This is a genomic window from Streptomyces sp. NPDC044571, from assembly GCF_040647115.1.
Lineage (GTDB): Bacteria > Actinomycetota > Actinomycetes > Streptomycetales > Streptomycetaceae > Streptomyces.
Map to the genome: position 1 here is coordinate 94,042 of NZ_JBEZBN010000011.1, position 17,827 is coordinate 111,868.

At 72.4% G+C, this 17,827-nt stretch carries 18 protein-coding genes and 2 pseudogenes; 11 read left to right on the forward strand and 9 right to left on the reverse strand.

Annotated elements, in window-relative coordinates:
• Nucleotides 1-29: 29 nt before the first annotated feature.
• Both AB0B01_RS08590 and AB0B01_RS08595 read right to left on the reverse strand, forming a co-directional pair.
• Nucleotides 30-209: a hypothetical protein gene (locus AB0B01_RS08590; RefSeq protein WP_361714369.1), complete on the reverse strand. Its 180-nt coding sequence runs from the start codon at nt 207-209 to the stop codon at nt 30-32.
• Nucleotides 210-605: 396 nt separating this feature from the next.
• Nucleotides 606-1,052 carry a MarR family transcriptional regulator gene (locus AB0B01_RS08595; RefSeq protein ID WP_356850675.1) on the reverse strand — a complete coding sequence of 149 codons (447 nt, stop codon included), beginning with the start codon at nt 1,050-1,052 and terminating at the stop codon, nt 606-608.
• Nucleotides 1,053-1,189: 137 nt separating this feature from the next.
• Between AB0B01_RS08595 and AB0B01_RS08600 the strand changes: the two genes are divergently transcribed.
• From AB0B01_RS08600 to AB0B01_RS08625, 6 genes and pseudogenes are all read left to right on the forward strand, one after another.
• A complete protein-coding gene (locus AB0B01_RS08600) occupies nt 1,190-1,606 on the forward strand; it encodes a multidrug efflux SMR transporter (RefSeq protein ID WP_361714372.1) in 417 nt (138 codons plus the stop codon).
• 150 nt (nt 1,607-1,756) lie between these two features.
• On the forward strand, nt 1,757-2,074 hold the full coding sequence (locus tag AB0B01_RS08605) for a multidrug efflux SMR transporter (protein ID WP_361714375.1): 318 nt from the start codon (nt 1,757-1,759) through the stop codon (nt 2,072-2,074).
• A gap of 23 nt (nt 2,075-2,097) precedes the next feature.
• On the forward strand, nt 2,098-2,493 hold the full coding sequence (locus AB0B01_RS08610) for a nucleoside deaminase (RefSeq protein ID WP_361714378.1): 396 nt from the start codon (nt 2,098-2,100) through the stop codon (nt 2,491-2,493).
• Between the two features lie 363 nt (nt 2,494-2,856).
• A complete protein-coding gene (locus AB0B01_RS08615; protein WP_361714488.1) occupies nt 2,857-3,063 on the forward strand; it encodes a hypothetical protein in 207 nt (68 codons plus the stop codon).
• Nucleotides 3,064-3,142: 79 nt separating this feature from the next.
• Nucleotides 3,143-3,616: pseudogene (locus tag AB0B01_RS08620) on the forward strand (NADH:flavin oxidoreductase); the annotation flags it as partial.
• A gap of 131 nt (nt 3,617-3,747) precedes the next feature.
• A pseudogene (locus tag AB0B01_RS08625) lies at nt 3,748-4,134 on the forward strand (NADH:flavin oxidoreductase); the annotation flags it as partial.
• Nucleotides 4,135-4,193: 59 nt separating this feature from the next.
• Here AB0B01_RS08625 and AB0B01_RS08630 read toward each other — a convergent pair.
• From AB0B01_RS08630 to AB0B01_RS08640, 3 genes are all read right to left on the reverse strand, one after another.
• The gene (locus AB0B01_RS08630; RefSeq protein WP_361714476.1) at nt 4,194-5,801 is read right to left on the reverse strand and encodes a transporter; all 1,608 of its coding nucleotides are present in this window, start codon (nt 5,799-5,801) and stop codon (nt 4,194-4,196) included.
• Between the two features lie 47 nt (nt 5,802-5,848).
• Nucleotides 5,849-6,694 (reverse strand): ABC transporter ATP-binding protein, encoded by an 846-nt coding sequence (locus tag AB0B01_RS08635; protein ID WP_361714381.1) that lies wholly within the window; start codon nt 6,692-6,694, stop codon nt 5,849-5,851.
• A 136-nt stretch (nt 6,695-6,830) separates the two neighbouring features.
• Nucleotides 6,831-7,520, reverse strand: coding sequence for a bifunctional DNA primase/polymerase (locus AB0B01_RS08640; RefSeq protein WP_361714479.1), 690 nt, complete (start codon nt 7,518-7,520; stop codon nt 6,831-6,833).
• Between the two features lie 211 nt (nt 7,521-7,731).
• Here AB0B01_RS08640 and AB0B01_RS08645 point away from each other — a divergent pair, with 211 nt between their 5' ends.
• The gene (locus AB0B01_RS08645; RefSeq protein ID WP_361714384.1) at nt 7,732-9,114 is read left to right on the forward strand and encodes a transcriptional regulator; all 1,383 of its coding nucleotides are present in this window, start codon (nt 7,732-7,734) and stop codon (nt 9,112-9,114) included.
• 149 nt (nt 9,115-9,263) lie between these two features.
• On the forward strand, nt 9,264-10,613 hold the full coding sequence (locus tag AB0B01_RS08650) for a hypothetical protein (RefSeq protein ID WP_361714387.1): 1,350 nt from the start codon (nt 9,264-9,266) through the stop codon (nt 10,611-10,613).
• Between the two features lie 51 nt (nt 10,614-10,664).
• Here AB0B01_RS08650 and AB0B01_RS08655 read toward each other — a convergent pair whose 3' ends face one another.
• Nucleotides 10,665-11,939, reverse strand: coding sequence for an ABC transporter substrate-binding protein (locus AB0B01_RS08655; RefSeq protein WP_361714390.1), 1,275 nt, complete (start codon nt 11,937-11,939; stop codon nt 10,665-10,667).
• A 206-nt stretch (nt 11,940-12,145) separates the two neighbouring features.
• Here AB0B01_RS08655 and AB0B01_RS08660 point away from each other — a divergent pair, with 206 nt between their 5' ends.
• Together AB0B01_RS08660 and purU are read left to right on the forward strand one after the other, a co-directional pair.
• Nucleotides 12,146-12,592: a hypothetical protein gene (locus AB0B01_RS08660; protein ID WP_361714482.1), complete on the forward strand. Its 447-nt coding sequence runs from the start codon at nt 12,146-12,148 to the stop codon at nt 12,590-12,592.
• A 28-nt stretch (nt 12,593-12,620) separates the two neighbouring features.
• Nucleotides 12,621-13,496: a formyltetrahydrofolate deformylase gene (purU, locus tag AB0B01_RS08665; RefSeq protein WP_361714393.1), complete on the forward strand. Its 876-nt coding sequence runs from the start codon at nt 12,621-12,623 to the stop codon at nt 13,494-13,496.
• A 57-nt stretch (nt 13,497-13,553) separates the two neighbouring features.
• Here purU and AB0B01_RS08670 read toward each other — a convergent pair whose 3' ends face one another.
• Both AB0B01_RS08670 and AB0B01_RS08675 read right to left on the reverse strand, forming a co-directional pair.
• Nucleotides 13,554-14,822 (reverse strand): zf-HC2 domain-containing protein, encoded by a 1,269-nt coding sequence (locus AB0B01_RS08670; RefSeq protein ID WP_361714396.1) that lies wholly within the window; start codon nt 14,820-14,822, stop codon nt 13,554-13,556.
• A complete protein-coding gene (locus tag AB0B01_RS08675) occupies nt 14,819-15,382 on the reverse strand; it encodes a sigma-70 family RNA polymerase sigma factor (RefSeq protein ID WP_361714399.1) in 564 nt (187 codons plus the stop codon). The genes AB0B01_RS08670 and AB0B01_RS08675 overlap by 4 nt, the downstream gene beginning before the upstream one ends.
• A gap of 302 nt (nt 15,383-15,684) precedes the next feature.
• Here AB0B01_RS08675 and AB0B01_RS08680 point away from each other — a divergent pair, with 302 nt between their 5' ends.
• Nucleotides 15,685-16,203, forward strand: a complete 519-nt coding sequence (locus AB0B01_RS08680; RefSeq protein WP_361714402.1) for an EF-hand domain-containing protein — start codon at nt 15,685-15,687, stop codon at nt 16,201-16,203.
• A gap of 34 nt (nt 16,204-16,237) precedes the next feature.
• On the opposite strand, the gene AB0B01_RS08685 is transcribed toward AB0B01_RS08680, so the two are convergent.
• On the reverse strand, nt 16,238-17,806 hold the full coding sequence (locus AB0B01_RS08685) for an AMP-binding protein (protein ID WP_361714405.1): 1,569 nt from the start codon (nt 17,804-17,806) through the stop codon (nt 16,238-16,240).
• Between the last annotated feature and the right edge of the window lie 21 nt (nt 17,807-17,827).

Sequence of the window (17,827 nt, forward strand, 5' to 3'; positions counted from 1 at the left end):
CCGACCGGAGGAAGCCGAAGCCGCCCGGGCTACTCCGCTCTGTCCGTCCTGCCGAGCCGCAGGACGAACAGCATGCCGATCGCCGCCGTGCCCGCCACCGTCAGGCCCAGCACGGTGGCGCTGAAGGCGATGCCGCGCGCGAGTGCCACGCTCTGCGGCCGGTGCAGCACGTGGTCTGCCAGCGTGTCGAGCAGTCGTAATGAAGGCACGGTTCCCCCGGTCGTTCATCCGTCGATGCGAAGTGGTCGCCGATCCGGATCGCGGGGGTGCACATGGCGTCTGCGAACGGGCCCCGGCCACGGCGCTGCGGCAGCAGCCCGGCCCCGGCTCACGTTCCCCCGTGATCGTTGCAGTCTGAAGGTACCCACCGGGGTCTATGCAGAGTCAGGCATGTATCAAGCGAAGCAAGGGTGAGCTAGGTCCCTTGGGCTTGCATGTTCAAGTAACCACAACGGTGCTGTCACAGAGGTGAGCCGCGGGTTACATCCAGTGGGGCGCAGGAAGGGCCGCGTTCACCCGGGGGCGTTTGCATGGGGGCGGAAACAAGCAAAGCCGCCCGGACGGCGGGCGGCTCTCTTCGGTCCGGAGGTGAACGACCGGCCTGCTCAGTACGCGCTGCGCAGGGCCTGCACGGTGCCGGCGAGCCTCGGGTCGGCGCCCATGGTGTTCAGTGCGGAGCTGAGCACCTCGGCGTAGGTGGTGCGGGCGGCGTTGTAGCGCTCGCGACCCTCTTCGGTGATGACCGCGTACACACCGCGCTTGTCGGCGGGACAAAGGTCCTTGTAGGCGAAACCGGCTGCGTCGAGGCGGCCCACCAGGCGGGTCACCGAGCTCTGGCCGAGGCCGATCCGGTCCGCGAGCTCCTGCATCCGCAGCTCGCCGTCGCCGGCCTGGGACAGGTCCTCCAGGGCTCGGTACTCGGAGAGTCCGATGCCGTGCCGGCGCTGCAGGGCCTGGGCCAGCGCGCGTTCGACCTGGGTGTGCAGGGTCAGGACCCGGCTCCACATCGCCTGGTCGGAGGAGGCAGGCGGCGCAAAGGGGCGTGTGGTCATCAGGTGAACCTCCTCCGGGATCAACGTTTGACAACAAGATACATGACCGTGCAAGCTTTTGTTCTGCCGCTCATCCCTGCCTAGGGACCTCTCGGGCGACAATTACATGCGCGTACAAGCAACTATATGGGGGCTTCATGTCCGCGAACACGGCGCCCGCCGGCTCCTCCAAGGGATGGGCCTGGCTGCTGTTCTCCTCGCTCTTCGAGATCATCTTCGCGCTCAGCACCAACGCCACCGACGGCTTCACCAAGCTGTGGCCCTCGCTGCTGACGGCCGCCGCCGCCTCCTGCGGCATCTACACGCTGTCCCAGGCCCTCAAGACCATCGACGTCGGCGTCGGCTACACCGTCTGGTCCGGCATCGGCGGCGTCGGCACGGTCATCTTCGGCACCCTCATCTACGGCGAGCCCATGACCGTCTGGAAGGTCCTCGCCTTCATCCTCATCATCGGCGGCGCCCTGGGCCTGCGGATCACCGACAACATCGCGGCCAAGAAGGCGGCCGCCGTCCCCGGAGCCCAGGCCGAGCCCGCTCCCGCGCCCGTCGCCTGACCGCGCCCGTCGCCTGACCGCGCGCGTCGCCTGACCCGCGCACCCCGCCTGACCGCGCCCCCGACCGGGCCCGCACCCGCGCCCGCCGGCGCTCCACCCCGCACCGCCCCTCCCCATCCCGTCCCGTCACAGAACAGAAAGGCCGCTGTCATGACCTGGGTCTTCCTCGGCTTCGCCATCCTCTTCGAGATCGCCTTCGCGCTCGGCACCAACGCCACCAAGGGCTTCACCCGCCTGTGGCCCTCCGTGCTCACCCTGCTCGCCGCCGCGGGCGGCATCTACACCCTGTCGCTGGCCCTGCGCGAGCTGGACGTCAGCGTCGGCTACACCATCTGGACCGGTATCGGCGGCGTCGGCACCGTCATCCTCGGCTCGATCCTCTTCAAGGAGAAGATCACGCTCGCCCGTCTGATCTCCTTCGCGTCGATCATCGGCGGTGCCATCCTCCTGCGTCTGACCGCTGTCTGAGCCGGGAGGGAGCACGAGCACGTATGCGCATCACCGAGATCCCCCAGAGCGAGCTGACCGGCTACGTCCAGGAAGCGGTACGGATCAGCCGCGAGCACGTCGCGGCCGGCGGCATCCCGTTCTCCGGCCTGGTCGTCAACAACGGCCGGATCCTCGGCACCGGCCTCAACCGGGTGCGCGAGGACAACGACCCCACCGCGCACGCCGAGGTCGTGGCCTCGCTCTACTTCAACGTCACCCACATCGTCCACGCGGTCGACCGCCGGCAGGCCGCCCAGTACGGCTTCGACTACGCGGGCTCGTACTCGGTCTTCACCGAGGGCCCGGAGAACTGGCCGATCAAGGCCACCTCCCTCCCCGTCCCCGATGCGACCAAGCCGTTCGAGGAGTTCCTCACCATGGACCGGAGGCACGCATGACCGAAGTGACCGGTACGGCCGAGGCGGCCGGCACGGCCACCGGCAGGGTCGGCATCAAGGTCTGGTCGGACTACGTCTGCCCGTTCTGCATGCTGGCCGAAGGGCCGCTGCACGAAGCCACCCGCGACCTCGACGTCGACATCGAGTGGATGCCGTTCGAGCTGCGCCCCCACCCGACTCCCACCTGCGCCCGGAGGACGAGTACCTCCCGGCCATCTGGGCGCGCGCCGTCTACCCGATGGCCCGCCGGACGGGCGTGGACATCACCCTGCCCACCGTCTCGCCGCAGCCCTACACCCGGCTCGCCTTCGAGGGCTACCAGCCGCCGCCGAACACGGCAAGGCGGCGGAGTACACCCCCCGCATGCTCCGGGCCTTCTTCCAGGAGAACCGGGACATCGGCCGGCTGGACGTCCTCGCCGACATCGCCGTCGAACTGGGCCTGGGCGCCTCCGAAAACCACCGGATCGAGGGCGTCCCCGCCGTGGCGCAGCTGCGCAAGGCCGTGCTCGACGCCCAGGCCGAACAAGCCGTGATCCAGGGCGCCGCCTGCGGCATCGACGGGTGCTGACACGACGGTGGCACACCCCGCCCTCGCCGCGATCCGGTTCGCGCACCTCGACCTGCCCAACCGGCTCGCCGTCGCCCCGATGACCCGGGTGTCGGCCACCGCCGACGGCCAGGCCACCGCCGACATGGCCGCGTACTACGAGGGCTACGCGCAGGGCGGTTTCGGGCTCGTCATCACCGAGGGCACCTACACCGACACCGCCTTCAGCCAGGGCTACGCCAACCAGCCGGGCATCGCCGACCCCGCGCACCGGGCGGCCTGGCGGCAGGTCACCACCCGGGTGCACGCGGCCGGGGGGCGGATCGTCCTCCAGCTGATGCACGCGGGCGCCCTGGCCCAGGGCAACCGCTACCGGGACGGCACCGCGGGCCCCTCCGCGGTCAGACCGTTCGGCACACAGCTGGCCAGGTTCCGCGGCGCCGGGCCCTGGCCGGTGCCCGCCGAGATGACCAGACGGCAGATCGCCGAGGCCGTGGACGGCTTCGCCGCAGCCGCCGGGCGCGCCCGTGAGGCGGGCTTCGACGGAGTGGAGATCCACGCGGCCAACGGCTACCTGCTCGACCAGTTCCTCATGGCGCACACCAACCTGCGCCTGGACGGCTACGGCGGCGGCCGGGCCCGGGTTTCACGGTCGGAGTCCGCTTCTCCCAGAGCAAGGTCAACGACCCGGGCCACCGCTGGACGAACGGGCCGCGCGAGGCCGCCGTCGTCTTCACCACCGCGGCCGACGCCGGAGCCGACTACCTGCACATCGCGGGCAGCGGGCGCGACTGGTACGCGCAGGCGGCCCTCGACGGCGGGAACGGCCTCACACTCCCCGCGCTGGCCCGGGCCACGACCGGCCTGCCGGTCATCGCCAACGGCGGGCTGCGCGATCCCGCCGTGGCCCGGCGGGTGCTGGAAGAGGGGCATGCCGAGCTGCTCGCCCTGGGCACGGCGGCGCTGGCCGACCCCGACCTGCCGCGCAGGCTGGCCGAGGGAGTGCCGCTCACGCCGTTCGACCCGGCCGTGCTGAACCCGCTGGCCACGCTGGAGAACGCCCGCCGGGTCCGGGCCGGCCAGCCGGCGTGAGCGTCGGAAGGGGTGACCGGCCTCCCCGGCCCGTCACCCCCTCCCGTACGCCCACACGGTCAGCCCTTGCTGACCGCCAGCAGGATCTCCGGGAGCCTGCGCGCCACCACCGGCGCGGCCAGGCGCAGCCCCGACCAGGCGGCCAGGGCGCCCCACAGCACACCCAGGGGCAGCAGCACCCAGGAGAGGGACTGCTGGTCCGCCACGTTGCACCAGATCGCCAGGGCGATCACCGGAGAGGAGATCACCGCCGAGGCCAGCAGGCCGCCGAAGATGCCCGCCCACGCCAGACCGCCCTGCCCCGGGGCGACGTTCTTGAAGGCGCCGTCCGTCGGAACGGAGTACGGGAACCGGGCCGAGGCCAGCGCGCCCGAGCACAGCATCGAGCCCAACAGGGCCAGGGCCACCCCCAGGGCGGCCGGGAAGCCCCGCCAGTCGTGCACCAGGGCGGCCGTCACCGCCGTCACCAGCACCGTGTAGGGGACGGTGACCAGGGCCAGGGCGCAGGCACGGCCGCGCAGTTCCGTGAACGCGTCGCGCGGGGTCGAGATGGTCTGCGCGACCATCCAGAACGCCGAGGTGTCCTGGCCGAACTGGTTGTACATCTGCACGCCGAGCATGCCCGCGCCGAAGCAGGCCAGATAGACCGAGCCCGTGCCCTGCAGGGCGTTGAAGACCGGCACGATCAGCCCGACCACCAGGGCCGTCACCCACGCCGCCTTGGTCTTCGGGTCGCGGACCACATAGCGCAGGGTGCGCTGCATGATCGCGCCGGTGCGTCCGCCCGGCAGCAGGGAGCGGGCCGGGCCGCCGGCCGCGGACCTGCCCTCCTTCGGCTGCGCCGCCGCGATCGTCGACCCGTCGGGGGTGACCATCAGCTTCGTCAGGCTCCGCTCCCAGGCCATCAGGAGCAGCGCCAGCGCAAGGAGGGTCAGGGCCAGTTGGGCCGCCGCCACCCCGTACGCGCCCTCGCTCGCCGAGTCGACCATGCCGACGGCCGTCGCCGGCGGCAGCCACCGCAGCACCGCCTCGGCCGGCTCCAGCCGCTCCAGGCCGCCCGTCTCGAAGAGGCGCTGGCCGGCGAAGTTGGCCACCTGCGCGCCCACGCCGATCACCAGCCCGCTGAGCAGCGCGAGGTCACGCCCCTTGCGGCTGGTCAGCAGCCGGACGTTCGCCGTGGCCACGGCACGGGCCAGGGCGACACAGCCCAGCAGGAGCAGCGGTACGGCCACCACCGCGGCCACCGCCCCGGCGGCTCCGCGCGCGACGGCCACCACCGAGCCCACGGCCAGGCACACGGTGAACAGCGGCCCGATGCCGACCAGCGAGGAGGCCAGCAGGGCCCGGACGAGCGGACGCGGGCGCAGCGGCAGCATGACCAGCCGGCTCGGGTCGAGGGTCTCGTCGCCGGAGGGGAAGAACAGCGGCATCACCGACCAGCCGAGCGCGAGGATCGCGGCCAGCAGGACGACGACCGTCCCGGCATGGGCGTGGCCGTGCAGCAGCGCCAGGCCGAGGGTGGTGAAGAAGCCCACCACCAAGGCGAACGCCAGCGAGGAGAAGTAGGCGGCCTTGCGCTTCGACGAGCCCTTGAGGCCGTTGCGCAGCAGCGACAGCTTCAGCCGGATGAAGATCCGCGTCAGGTTCACCGCCGGAGCCGCGGCCACCGCCGCGGTCGCCTCCTGGACCCCGGTCGCGGCCGGAACGGAGGCGCTCACCGGGCCGCCTGCCCGCCGCCGAGCCAGTCGAGGGAGTCGCCCGCGTCGCGCCCGCCCGCACCGACCAGTTCGAGGAAGGCGGACTGCAGCGACGGCGCGTCGCCCCGTACGGCGGCCAGCGGACCCGCGGCGCGGATCCGGCCGGCGGCCATGACGGCGACCCAGTCGCACAGCGACTCCACCAGCTCCATCACGTGGGAGGAGAAGACGACCGTGGCACCGGAGGAGGTGTAACGTTCCAGCACCCCGCGGATGGTCTGCGCCGACACCGGGTCCACGCCCTCGAACGGCTCGTCCAGGAAGAGCACTTCGGGATTATGCAGCAGCGCCGCGGCCAGCCCGATCTTCTTCCGCATACCCGTCGAGTAGTCCACGACCAGCTTGTGCTGCGAGCCCGCGAGGTCGAGGACCTCCAGCAGCTGCGTCGCCCGCTTGTCGGTCTGCTCGCCCGGCAGCCCCCGCAACCGGCCCATGTAGCCGAGCAGTTCACGCCCCGACAGCCGCTCGAACATGCGCAGCCCCTCGGGCAGCACGCCGATCCGCGACTTCACCTCGGCCGGATCGGCCCACACGTCGTGCCCGGCGACGACGACCCGCCCCATGTCCGGGCGCAGCAGTCCCGTCACCATCGACAGCGTGGTCGTCTTGCCCGCGCCGTTCGGGCCGACCAGGCCTATGAACCTGCCGGCGGGCAGCTCCAAGTCGATCCCGGCCACCGCCACCTGCTCGCCGAAGCGCTTCCACAGCCCTTCAACCCGTACCGCCGCCGGTACGGCGGACGGCGCGGGTCGCGCACCGCCCGGACCGTCCGTCCCGCCCGTCGCATCACCCTGGTGCGGCATGCGCCTGCCTCTCGTTCTGTTCCCCGTGGTCGTGCGGTCCTCACGATAGGAGCCGGGGGAGAGGAGGGGCAGTTACGTATGTCATGACTTCCGGTGCCGTGTCCTCCGCCGCGGGCCGCCACGTCCCGGGCCGGGTTCAGGAGTTGCGCCGGGACCGCTCCGACGCGGCTTCGCGCCCGCACGCGTAGGCCAGCGCGTCGATCAGCTCCTCCGTGTCCGGCAGCCAGCGGTTCGCCGGTGTGGGCCGCCGCGCCCACTGCACTGCGCCCCGGCCGCCGAAGCGGGTGGGCGGGGCGGCCACGTACTCGCCCTCACCGCGCGCGACCAGGTCGATCGTGGCCGGGGACCAGCCGAGCTTGCGCACCAGGTCCGGCACCTTCGCCCCGGCACCCGGCAGGACGAAGAACAGCATCCGGTGGTCGGGGGTGAGGGTGACCGGGCCGAGCGTGCGCTGCATCCGCTCCAGCCGCGCCAGCGCCAGGAACCCGGCGGCGTCCGGCACGTCCAGCGCGTCGAAGGTCCGGCCCGTCGGCAGCAGGATCGACGCCTCCGGCTGCCGCCCCCACAGCCGCCGGACCTGCACGGCGCTGCCGGTGGCCTGCGCCGCCCAGTCCTTCACCGTGGCGTGCGCCCCCGGCGCCACGCAGTCCTCCGCCCCGCAGGAGCACAGCTCCCGTCCGTCACCGGGCTCCAGCCAGGCGCCGGCGAAGACATCCCAGTGCCGCTCTTCCACGTACCGCACGGCATGGTCCAACAGCTGCTCGCCGCGCTGCTTGGGGATGGGTGCGGTCTCCGTGACTCCGATGGTCTCTTCCACGCCCATCACAACTCTCGGGGTCACCCGGGGTTACGGGCGTAAACCGTGCGGTGGGCGGAGCATCGATCCTGCATGCGGGGCGCACTGATGCACGCGCGGGGGCGCGTGGGAGGCCGGAGCGCTGGAGTTGGGTAGCGACACGACGCAGAGCGGATGATTCTCCGCAACTCAGGCGGGAAGTGATCATTCCAACGATCACCCGCGGCCACTGGGGGTTTTCATGGCAGCCAGGCCTCTCGTCGCGCGCCAGCCGAATGAACGGCTACAGGCGCTCATCCAGGAAGCCGGGTGCTCGAATGCCGGGCTTGCCCGGCGCGTCAACATGTGCGGGGCCGAACACGGCCTCGATCTCCGCTACGACAAGACTTCCGTCGCCCGCTGGCTGCGCGGCCAGCAGCCGCGCGGCCGGGCGCCCGGCATCATCGCCGAGGCGCTCGGGCGCAAACTCGGCCGGACCGTCACCATCGACGAGATCGGCATGGCCAACGGCAAGAACCTCGCCTCCGGCATCGGCCTGCAGTTCTCCCCGACCGTCGTCGGAGCCATCGAGCAGGTCAGCGAGCTGTGGCGCAGCGATGTCGGGCGCCGCGACTTCCTGTCCGGGTCGAGCGTCGCCGCCTCCGCGCTCGTCGAGCCGAGCCGCGACTGGCTGATCACCGGGGCCGACGCGCAGGTCGCCCGCAACGGGGGCGCGCGCGTCGGGATGCCGGACGTGGAGGCCGTACGGGCCACCACCGAGGCCCTCAAGGACCTCGACCACCGCTTCGGCAGCGGCCACGTCCGGCCCGTCGTCGTCCACTACCTCAACTCCGTGGTGTCCGGGCTGATCGGCGGCTCGTACAGAGAGCCGGTGGGGCGGGCGCTGTTCGCGGCGGTGGCCCGGCTGACCGAACTGGCCGGGTACATGGCGGTGGACACCGGCCAGCCGGGCCTCGCCCAGCGCTACTACATCCAGGCGCTGCGGCTGGCCCAGGCCGCCGGGGACCGGGCGTACGGGGGCTACGTGCTGGCGGCGTCCATGAGCCACCTGGCCGCCGAGCTGGGCAACCCCCGCGAGATCGCGCAGCTCGCGCGGGCCGCCCAGGAAGGCACCCGCGGGCAGGTCCCCCCGCGGGTGGAGGCGATGTTCTACGCCGCGGAGGCGCGCGGGCACGCGCTGCTGGGCGACGCGCGGGCGACGGCCGTCCTGACCTCGCGGGCGGTCGGCGCGCTGGAGCGGGCGGATCCGGAGTCGGGTGACGATCCGGTGTGGATCCGGCATTTCGATCAGGCGTACCTCGCCGACGAACTGGCCCACTGCCACCGGGACCTGGGCCAGGCGGACGCGGCGGCCCAGCAGGCGGAGCTGGCCCTGCGGGACCTGCCGGCGGGCAAGGCGCGGCGCCGGTCGATCGGACTGCTGCTGCTGGCTGCCGCGCAGGTGCAGCAGCGGGAGGTGGAGCAGGCGTGCCAAACCGCCGCGCAGGCGGCGGAACTGCTGTCGGGGCTGCGCTCGAACCGCGGCGGCGAGTACCTGGACGACTTCCGCCGCCGGTTGGACCCGTACAGGGAGGAGGCCGCGGTCCGGGAGTTCACCGCCCGACTGGAGACCGCGGCGGCCTGAGCCGCGGGGGCGGGGTCCACGGCTCCGCGGCCTGGGGGCCGTGGGGCCCGTGCGGCCGTGCGAGCCGTGGGGGTCTGACGGCGAGGTGGGTGACCGGGTAGCGTGAGGCGACGGTTGCGGAGGTCGGAGTAGTCGGTGAAGGAGTCCCGGTGACGGAGAGCGGACAGGGGAGCGGCGACCACGCCGCCCCGCAGGCCGGCGCGCCGTGGGGTCCGGACCCGGCGGAGCCGGCCTACGGGCACGTGGTCGGGCCCGGGTACGAGGGGCCGGGCGAGGCGCACGGATACGGCTACCCGCCGCTCCCGGAAGCCGTGACCCAGTACATCCCGCCGGTCCCGGCGGCTCCGGGGCAGGGTGAGGCGGCGACCCAGTACATTCCGCCGGTCCCGGCGGCTCCGGGGCAGGGTGAGGCGGCGACCCAGTACATTCCGCCGGTCCCGGCGTCTCCCGGGCACCACGAGGCGGCGACGCAGTACATCCCGCCGGTCCCGGCGTCCGCCGGCCAGGATGAGGCGGCGACGCAGTACATCCCGCCCGTCCCGGCGCCTCCCGGGCACCACGAGGCCGCGACGCAATACATCCCGCCGGTCCCGGCGTCCGCCGGTCAGGACGAGGCGGCGACGCAGTACATCCCGCCCGTTCCGGCCGCCCCCGACGCCTTCGACGGGCTGTTCCGCGACTCCGGCGCAGCCGCCCAGGGGCACACCCAGCAGCTGCCGCCGGTCCAGGAACCGGTGCTGCGGCAGCCGCCGCCGCGGGCGTACCCGCCGCGCGCGCAACGCCCCGTACCGCCCCCGCCCCAGCAGTTCCAGCCGCACCCCCAGTACGCCCCGCCCGCGCCGCCGCCCCCGCCGGAGGCGGGCCGCCGGGTGTCGCCCGTGGTCGTCGGCGCCGTCGTCATCGGCCTGGCCGTCGTCGGGCTCGGGGTCGGTGCGCTGCTCAGCGACGGCAAGGCGCGGAACAACGACCCCGGCGCGGTCGGCGCCGTCCCCAGCGCCGGCAGCTCGACCGCGGCCGGTGGCGGGGAGGCCCCCGTCGACCCGGCCCGCTCCCAGGCCGTCCAGCTGGACAAGCTCCTCGCGGACAGCAACGACAGCCGCGCCGCCGTCATCCGGGCCGTCGACGACATCAAGGGCTGCCGCAACCTCGGCCAGGCGGCGAACGACCTGCGCGACGCCGCCCGCCAGCGCGAGCAGCTCGTCACCCGCCTCCAGGACCTGAAGATCGACCAGCTCCCGGACAACGCGAAGCTGGCCGACTCCCTCACCAAGGCCTGGCAGGCGTCGGCGGACGCCGACAACAGCTACGCCGCCTGGGCGGACGACGTCTCCGGCGAGAAGAAGGGCTGCAAGGACGGGCAGGCCAAGTCGACCGGCAACGCCGCACAGGGCAACAAGTCGAGCGGCGAGGCGACGAAGGCGAAGGAGTCGGCCGCGACCCTGTGGAACGCGATAGCGGCCAAGTACAACCTCACCAAGCGGGACAAGTCCCAGCTGTAGCGCGGGGGGCCCGCCCGGCGGGGACCGGGCCTTCACGTGCCACGTGCAGGCTCACGCCGTGCGCGGGGCCTGCTCCAGCGTCTGCGTCATGTCCATCGACTGCTCGCCCTGCTGGGCGACCAGCCGGCCGGCCTGGACGACCTGGAAGGTGACCCGCCCGTTCACGATCCGCGGGAAGCCGGCGACGGCGCGCATGTCCTTGTAGCGCCAGCTGAGGTCCGGGGTCAGGCCGCCGGTCTGCACGGGCTCCGACTGGTTCAGCATGCGCGCCACCTTGCGCCCCGTGATGTCCTCGCCGGACTTGAACCGCTTCAGGGTCTCGCTCAGCACGGTGTAGGCGATCCACGTGGTCTGCGTACCGCTGTCGTCGGGGTCCACGGCGTCGTCGCCGAAGGCGTACTCGGAGATCACCTTCCGCATCGGCTGCCACAGCGGATCGCCCGACACCGGGTACCAGCTGGTGAGGTACGCGCCCTCGAACGGGCTCTCCTTGCCGCCGGTGCGGTCGACCAGGGCCTGGCTGACACTGCCCAGCACCGAGGAGATCTGCGGGTTCCGGTGCTTGTCGTCGGCCCGGCGGAAGGCGTCGAAGAAGGTCTCGGTGCGTTCGCCGAGCACGGCCGTCACGCAACGCTTCTCCTTGCCGCCCGAGGGGTCGGCCAGTGCCTCCCGGGCCTGCGGGAGGTAGTCCCCCGAGTCCTCTGCGGCCCGGATGTCGCTGGCCTCGGGCATCTTGTTGGCCTTCAGACCGGCATTGAGCAGCACCGGCATGGAGTCACCCGCGAGGGTGTCCGGGCGGACCAGCGCGACCTGGCTGCAGGCCCGCCCCAACTGGTGTCCGGCCCCGGCGAGGAGCACGGGCTGGCCGCCGTTGACGGGGTAGGACAGGGTGCTCTGGAACTCCTCCGAGGAGACTCCGTACCCGCCGATGAAGGGGATGCCCTCACCCTCCAGGGGAGCCATGAAGGCGCGTCCGTGCTGGCTGTACGAGCCGACGACCGCGACCGCCTTCTCCGCGATGGCCTTGCGGGCACAGTCGGCGGCGCCGTTCGTCGTGTTCTTCTCGTTGCAGGTCAGGACGCGCAGTCTGTGGCCGTTGATGCCGCCCTTGGCGTTGACCCAGGCCTCGTACGCCTTCGCCATCCCCGGCATTCCGGGCATGTTGGTGGCTTTGGTGTCCTGGGGGGCGAAGGTCATGACCGTGATGGTGTCCCCGGAGCCCCCCGAGCCTCCGGGGACCACCCCGCATCCGGCGACGAGACACGCACCCGTCGCCGTGGCCGTGAAGGTGCGGGAGAGGAATGCGGTGCGTCGCCGATCGGTCATGTCCATGCACCATTCCGCCCGAGGGGTAACCGGATGGTGAGGGACCGGCAACTCGCGGTGACATCCGGGTGAATTCCGCGTGCACGCTCACCTAGCGTCACGGATGGGCGCCTCAAGATCACGCTGAGCCGGAACGTACGATCGAATGCGTGACATTCGTCCAAGGTTCGAAGAACTCTTCCCGACGCGGCGGCCGCTCCTCCACCATGGGCGGCATGCCCCTCAACGACATGCCGTGGTGGCGCTGGCGCAGCAACGTGCGCTCGGCGCTTCACATGCTTTCCGATCCGGCGTTCCACGAGGAGACCTGGCTGGCCGGGGTCGAGGGATACGGGGACGTCACCGACGCCGTGTACCGCCTCGTCGAGGACACCTGGCTCGACAGCTGGTCCGCCGAGAAGTACGTCGGCACGATCTTCCGGGACTCCCAGGAGGCCACCCTCGTGGACCTCGCGGTGCTGCGGGTGCTGCGCATCCTGCACCAGGTCGGCCCCGACGCCCCCGTCTCCGCCTACCTGGAGCACCACGCCTGGCCCGAGGCGGTACGGGCGGCCCGCGAGGCCCACGTACGGCTGTCCACCGCGGACGGGGACGACCCGGACGCGGCGCCGCGCTCGCTGGAACTCCTGAGGATCCTCACCCGCGCGGGGTGAAAGACGGAGTGTGAAAGGCTGTGGGGTCATGAGCGACGACCCGCACACCCAGGCCCCCCAGCAGTACGTCCTGACGCTGTCCTGCCCCGACAAGCAGGGCATCGTGCATGCCGTGTCCAGTTATCTGTTCATGACCGGATGCAACATCGAGGACAGCCGGCAGTTCGGCGACCACGACACCGGCCTCTTCTTCATGCGGGTCCACTTCTCGGCCGACGCCACCGTGACGCTGGACAAGCTGCGGGCCAGCTTCGCCGCGATCGGGGACTCGTTCCGGATGGACTGGCAGCTGCACCGCTCGGACGACCGCATGCGGATCGTGCTGATGGTGTCGAAGTTCGGGCACTGCCTGAACGACCTGCTGTTCCGTACGAGCATCGGCGCGCTGCCGGTCGAGATCGCCGCCGTGGTCTCCAACCACACCGATTTCGCCGAGCTGGTCCGCTCCTACGGCATCCCCTTCCACCACATCCCGGTGACGAAGGACACGAAGGCGCAGGCCGAGGCGCAGCTGCTGGAGCTGGTGCGCGCCGAGAACGTGGAGCTCGTCGTGCTCGCCCGGTACATGCAGGTGCTGTCGGACACCCTGTGCAAGGAGCTGAGCGGGCGGATCATCAACATCCACCACTCGTTCCTGCCGAGCTTCAAGGGCGCGAAGCCGTACCACCAGGCGCACGCGCGGGGCGTGAAGCTGATCGGTGCGACCGCCCACTACGTGACGGCCGACCTGGACGAGGGCCCGATCATCGAGCAGGAGGTGGAGCGGGTGGGCCACGAGGTCACCCCGGACCAGCTGGTGGCGATCGGGCGCGACGTGGAGTGCCAGGCGCTGGCGCGCGCCGTGAAGTGGCACAGCGAACACCGCGTGCTCCTCAACGGCAGCCGCACGGTGGTCTTCGCGTAGTCGCGGTCTCCGTCGTGGCCCCGGGCCTGGTCCGGGGCCACGCCGTGTCCGGCCCCCCTAGAGGCGGCTGAGCGAGGCCGCGGCGAAGAGGACGTCGCGGATCGCCTCGCGGTCGCCGTGCTGGCCCACCGCCGCCTCCTCCGGCGAGATGTGCCCGGCGGCCAGCTGGCAGAACTCCGCCCCGTCGAGTGCGATCCGGGCCACCGTGTGGTCCGGCGAGGGCTTCGCCGCGGGGGAGTCCAGGGCGATGTCCCAGCTGCCTCCGCCCGCGCCCTCGATCTCCAGGTGCAGCGTCCGCCCCGGCGCCCCCGCCGCGACCAGGCTCCGCGCCGGAGCGGCCAGGCCCGCCCGCCGCCGGTGGGCCAGGGCGCTCGGCAGGAGCCGGGCCGCCAGGTCGATCATCCGGTTCAGATGGGGCCCGGACGGCGGGTCGTACGGGTAGTCCACCGCCTCCGCGATGTCCCACGCGTGCACCCAGCACTCGAAGGCCCGCTCCAGGAAGGCGTCCCCGAGCGGCAGCGCGAACGCCCCGTAGTCCACCGACAGTTCCGCCACGCCCCGCCCGGCGAACGACACCGTCCGCACCAGTGTGTGGCCCTGCTCCCGCCACGGCTCGCGGACCTGGCGGGTCGCGGGGTGCGCGGCGGAGTCCCAGTAGAACTCCGTACGGGCCGTCGTGCCGCCCTTCTGCGGTGCGTCGGGGCCCAGCGGATCGTCCAGTCCCAGCGCCGTCGCGATCAGCCCGTCCACCGTCAGCAGATGGCCGATCACCCCCGCCACCGTGGTCCGGCGCGACTGGCGCCGCTCCTCCTCGAACCACTTCAGCCGGACCGGGGTGTGCCACTCCGAATCGCCGAAGTCCCGCAGCAACGCGTCGAGCCGCGCGGTCTCGGTGTCGTACGGGCTCGCCCACACCGGCACCGGGATCCGGGCCGGCCGCTTGCCCAGGCAGTCCTCCAGTACCCGCGACCGCAGCAGCGGTTTGAGGTCGAGGCTCTCCTCCGGATGCAGCAGGCCCACCGCGTCGCGCAGCCGCAGCGCCTCCTCCGCGCAGGGCGCGCACTCGGTGAGGTGGTCCTCCACCGCCTGCGTCTCCTCGGCGGAGCACGCGGACAGCGCCCATGCGCCGAGCAGCGACTTCAGCACGGCGTGCGAGGGAGGCGGCTCCTGCGGCTCCGGCTCCGGCACCGGTTCGGGCCGCGGCCCCGGCGCGTACCGCGGGTCGAGGTCGTCGGCCGGTTCGCGCGGGCCCGGTATCCGGGCGCCGGCGCCTCCGGGCCGCTGCTCCTCGAATCCGTCGTCGGATGGCTCGGCGGGGCCGTTCATCGGGGCGTTCCATATCCGGGCGGGGCGGTGTCCTCCCGGGGGAGGGCGTTGGCGGTCGACAGCAGCTGGAGTCCGAGCCTCAGTCGGCGTCGGGCCTCGTCCTCGCTGATCTGCAGGTCGGCGGCCGCCTGACGGTAGTCGCGGCGCTTGAAGTACGCGAGTTCCAGGGCGGCGCGCAGGGGCGCGGGCATCGACGTGACGATGTAGTCGGCGCGGGCCGCGGCATTGGCGCTGCGCACCTTCTGCTCCAGCTCCTCGCGCGAGCCGCGGCCCAGTTCGGCCTGGCGCAGCCGGGCGACGGCCTGGCCCTGGGTGATCCGGGCGACCCAGGAGCGCATGGAGCCCTGCTTGGGGTCGTAGGCGTCCGGGTTCTCCCAGATGTAGCCGAACACCTCGCGGGTGATCCGGTCCGCGGCCTTCTCGTCGCCGAGCACCCGGTGCGCGAGGCTGTGCACGAGCGAGGCGAAGCGGTCGTACAACTCCCCGAGCGCGGCTGCCTCACCGCGGGCGAGGCGCTGCTGCATGCGCCGGTCCCAGCGCGGTGGTACGTCCTTCGGCATAAGTGCCCCCAGCCGTGTGTCGACGCATCGAATGTAATGGGCAGTGGCAGGTCCGCGCCCGTTTTGGGGGAAGCTCCCCCTGGAAGAGTGCCCTGCGTGATACGGCGGTGGCGGGGCGTGAACCGTGCGGCGGGCCACGGTACATGGGCACTGGTGTACGCGCCCCGCCGCGCTCCCCGTGCGCGGGTTCGATGCGGCCACCGGCTTGACGTCTTCGCTTAACGCGCAGGCCACCGAGGCCTTACGCTCCTGGCTTGTCTTGAACTGCACCCCACCGCACATGTGAAGGCGGAACCACGGATATGGACAGCGCAGAATACGAGCGCAAGATCGCCGCCCGATTCGCCACCTTCGACCAGGACGGCAACGGCTATATCGACCGCGAGGACTTCAGCGCGGCCGCGAAGGCGGTGCTGGCCGAATTCGGCACCACCGCCCGCTCCGACAAGGGCCAGGCGGTCTTCGCCGGCGCGGAGGCGTTCTGGCAGGGCATGGCCGGCATCGCGGACGTCGACGGCGACCAGCGGGTGACCCGCGAGGAGTTCATCACGGGGGCGGCGAAGCGGCTGCGGGACAACCCGGAGCGGTTCGCGGAGATCGCCCGGCCGTTCCTGCGCGCGGTGATCGCGGTGGCGTCCGGCGACTCCGCGGGCACGACCCCGACGGCGGCGGCCCGCGTACTGGGCGTGCTCGGCACCCCCGCGGACCTGGCGACCCGGGTCGCGGCGGCCCTCGACACGGACGGCGACGGCCGCATCTCGGAGGACGAGGTCCTGACGGCCTTCGCCGCCTACTGCGGTGTCGAGGCCCCGGACGCGTAGGGCCCGCCCGCTTCCCTGATCCCCGTGCGGCGGGTCAGCGGGCGAAGCGTTCGCGGAGCTTGTACTTCAGGACCTTGCGCAGGGTCTCGTTGCGGGGGAGGGCGTCGACCAGTTCCAGTTGCTCGGGGAGCTTGTGCGGGGACAGGCCCTGGGCGCGGAGGTGGGCCGTGAGCGCGGGGAGGGTCAGCGGGGCGGCGCCCGGAGGCTGTTCCACCACCGCGCAGACGCGTTCGCCGCGGTCCGCGTCCGGGAGGCCGATCACCGCCACGTCGCCGACCGCCGGGAGCTGGTGGAGGAGGTCTTCGATCTCCTTCGCCGAGATGTTCTCGCCCTTGCGGATGATGACGTCCTTGCTGCGGCCGGTGAGGACCAGGTAGCCGTCGGGTGTCAGGTGGCCGAGGTCGCCGGTGACCAGGTAGCCGTCGGCGTCGAAGACCTCCGCCGACCGGTCCCCGTTCAGGTAGCCCCGGCAGACCGCCTCGCCGCGCAGCCGGACCTCGCCGTCCGTGTCCGGCGGGAGGGGGGTGCCGTCCGGGGTGGTGATGCGGATCGACATGCCCGCGGGCGGGCGGCCCTCGGTGGTGGCCAGGTGGTCCGCGGTGTCGTCCGGCGAGCCCATGGTGATCATCGGGACCTCGGTCATGCCGTAGCCGTGGGTCAGCTGGCAGCCCAGTTCGCGGACGACCGCGTGGTAGATCTCGGGGGGCTTCGGCGCGCCCCCGCCCGCGAGGAGGCGGAGGGTGGGGATGAGCCTGCTCTCCGGTGACTTGCGCTGTTCGGCGAGGAAGAGGGAGTAGAAGGCGGTGGAGCCGCCCGCGACCGTGACGCCGTGGCGGCGGTAGCCGTCCAGGGCGTCCGGCAGGGCGAACTTTTCGAACAGCACTGCGGGGAAGCCGTAGAGCAGGAGCATCACCAGGTAGTCGGGGCCGCCTATGTGCGCGTACGGGAACGCCACCGAGCCGACGTCGGCGGGCCCCAGGTGCAGGGCGTGGGCCAGACAGGAGCCGCCGGCGATGAGCGAGCGGTCGGTGTGCAGGACTCCCTTGGGGTCCGAGGTGGTCCCGGAGGTCCAGTAGATCCACCGTACGGAGGTCCCCTCGCCCGGCGGCGCGGGCAGCACGGCCGGGTCGCCGTCCGGGAGGTCCCCGTACGCCTCGAACACGCCGCGCGCGCCGAGCCGCCCGGCCATCGCCGTGTGGTCGAAGCCCCGCCAGACGCCCGGGACGGCGAAGAACTCGGCCTTGGACTCGCGCAGCGCGAAGCCCACCTCGCGGTCCCGGTAGAAGGGGATCACGGGAGTCTGGACGGCCCCGATCCGGGCCAGGGCGACGGAGAGCAGCACCGTCTCGATCCGCGTCGGCAGCTGCCAGGCGACGACCGTGCCCGGGCGCACGCCCATGCCGTGCAGGCCCGCCGCCACCCGCTCGGCGCGTCCGCGCAGTTCCCCGAAGGTCAGGGTCCGGTCCTCGGCCGGGTCCGGTGCCGCCTGGACGAGGGCGGGGGTGTCGGGCGTGAGCGCGGCGCGCCGGGCGACCAGCTCCCAGAGGGTGGGGGACGCGCCCAGCTCCCTCGCCGTGACCGTGGTGTCCGCCGCGTACGGCATCGCAGACCTCCCGATAGCTGA

Bases quoted from the DNA above. Each gene is read 5' to 3' on its own strand.
- AB0B01_RS08645 (WP_361714384.1), top strand. From the start codon at position 7,732: ATGGCAGCCAGGCCTCTCGTCGCGCGCCAGCCGAATGAACGGCTACAG.
- AB0B01_RS08635 (WP_361714381.1), bottom strand. From the start codon at position 6,694: ATGCCGCACCAGGGTGATGCGACGGGCGGGACGGACGGTCCGGGCGGT.
- purU (WP_361714393.1), top strand. From the start codon at position 12,621: ATGAGCGACGACCCGCACACCCAGGCCCCCCAGCAGTACGTCCTGACG.
- AB0B01_RS08670 (WP_361714396.1), bottom strand. From the start codon at position 14,822: ATGAACGGCCCCGCCGAGCCATCCGACGACGGATTCGAGGAGCAGCGG.
- AB0B01_RS08655 (WP_361714390.1), bottom strand. From the start codon at position 11,939: ATGACCGATCGGCGACGCACCGCATTCCTCTCCCGCACCTTCACGGCC.
- AB0B01_RS08615 (WP_361714488.1), top strand. From the start codon at position 2,857: ATGCTCCGGGCCTTCTTCCAGGAGAACCGGGACATCGGCCGGCTGGAC.
- AB0B01_RS08595 (WP_356850675.1), bottom strand. From the start codon at position 1,052: ATGACCACACGCCCCTTTGCGCCGCCTGCCTCCTCCGACCAGGCGATG.
- AB0B01_RS08605 (WP_361714375.1), top strand. From the start codon at position 1,757: ATGACCTGGGTCTTCCTCGGCTTCGCCATCCTCTTCGAGATCGCCTTC.
- AB0B01_RS08610 (WP_361714378.1), top strand. From the start codon at position 2,098: ATGCGCATCACCGAGATCCCCCAGAGCGAGCTGACCGGCTACGTCCAG.
- AB0B01_RS08660 (WP_361714482.1), top strand. From the start codon at position 12,146: ATGGGCGGCATGCCCCTCAACGACATGCCGTGGTGGCGCTGGCGCAGC.
- AB0B01_RS08680 (WP_361714402.1), top strand. From the start codon at position 15,685: ATGGACAGCGCAGAATACGAGCGCAAGATCGCCGCCCGATTCGCCACC.
- AB0B01_RS08600 (WP_361714372.1), top strand. From the start codon at position 1,190: ATGTCCGCGAACACGGCGCCCGCCGGCTCCTCCAAGGGATGGGCCTGG.
- AB0B01_RS08675 (WP_361714399.1), bottom strand. From the start codon at position 15,382: ATGCCGAAGGACGTACCACCGCGCTGGGACCGGCGCATGCAGCAGCGC.
- AB0B01_RS08685 (WP_361714405.1), bottom strand. From the start codon at position 17,806: ATGCCGTACGCGGCGGACACCACGGTCACGGCGAGGGAGCTGGGCGCG.